At 68.5% G+C, this 1,084-nt stretch carries 1 protein-coding gene; it reads right to left on the bottom strand.

What is annotated here, in order from left to right; genetic code table 11:
* The coding region (locus ACFV18_RS32835) for an IS481 family transposase (RefSeq protein ID WP_380488973.1) at positions 1-982 on the bottom strand (982 nt) is incomplete at its 3' end.
* Positions 983-1,084: the final 102 nt, after the last annotated feature.

The raw sequence follows: 1,084 nt of genomic DNA, 5'->3' as shown, positions 1-1,084 counted from the left end.
TGTATTGACCCGCAGGGTTGTTGACGCGGGTGATCGGTGGTTGTCCTCCGAGTGCGGTGTGGCAGCGATGGTAGTTGTAGGTGTGGAGGAAGTCGGGGAGCGCTTCGGCTCGTTCCTGGTTGCTGGTGTAGGGCCGCTGGTAGGCCCACTCGTCGAGCAGGGTGCGGTTGAAGCGCTCGACCTTGCCGTTGGTCTGCGGGCGGTAGGGGCGGGTGCGCTTGTGCGTGATGCCCGACGCCCGCAGGGTGTCGCGCCACAGACGTGACCGGTAGCAGGAGCCGTTGTCGGTCAGGACGCGTTCGACGGTGATGCCCAGCTCGGCGAAGAACCGCTCGGCCCGCTGCCAGAACCCGGCCGCGGTCTCCTGGCGTTCGTCGGGCAGGATCTCGCTGTAGGCGAGGCGGGTGTGGTCGTCGACGGCGGTGTGGATGTGGCTGTAGCCGATCCTTGGTGTCCCGCTCGGGGTCCGCAGGCCGGTGGTGGCGTACCGGTTGCTCTCGCCGGCCCGGCGGTCCATGACGCGGTGGCCACCGCCGTCGGGGATGTTGCCGAGCTTCTTGATGTCGACGTGGACCAGTTCGCCGGGGCGTTCGCGTTCGTAGCGGCGCACGACCTGACCGGTGGGCCGGTCCATCCATTGCAGCCGGTTGATGCCGTGCCGGGTCAGGACCCGGTGGACCGTGGAGGGCGGTATGCCGAGGACCGGCCCGATCCGGGCGGGACCGAGCTTTCGTTCGCGTCGCAGCCGGCAGATCTCCGCCTCGATCGTGTCCGTCGTGCGGTGCGGGGTGGTGCGGGGCCGGCTGGTGCGGTCGTGCAGGCCCGCATCGCCCTCCTCCCTCCAGCGGCGGACCCACTTGTGGGCGGTGGCGCGGGAGACGCCCATCTCGGCGGCCACATGGGCGACAGGCCGTCCAGCCCGGACGCGTTCGACCAGAAGTCGCCTGCCGTGCACGGTCAGCCGGGCGTTACGGTGGGACACGAAGACCTCCGTGTGTGGTGTGGAGCCTAGACACCTCCACCACACCGGAGGTCTTCACTTTGATCAAGCCCTGCACCGTCAACAACGCTTGTGGTCAATACA

Source organism: Kitasatospora sp. NPDC059673 (genome assembly GCF_042734215.1).
GTDB lineage: Bacteria > Actinomycetota > Actinomycetes > Streptomycetales > Streptomycetaceae > Kitasatospora.
The sequence above is the reverse complement of the archived record's forward strand: the minus strand, read 5'-3'. Positions and strand labels throughout refer to the sequence as shown.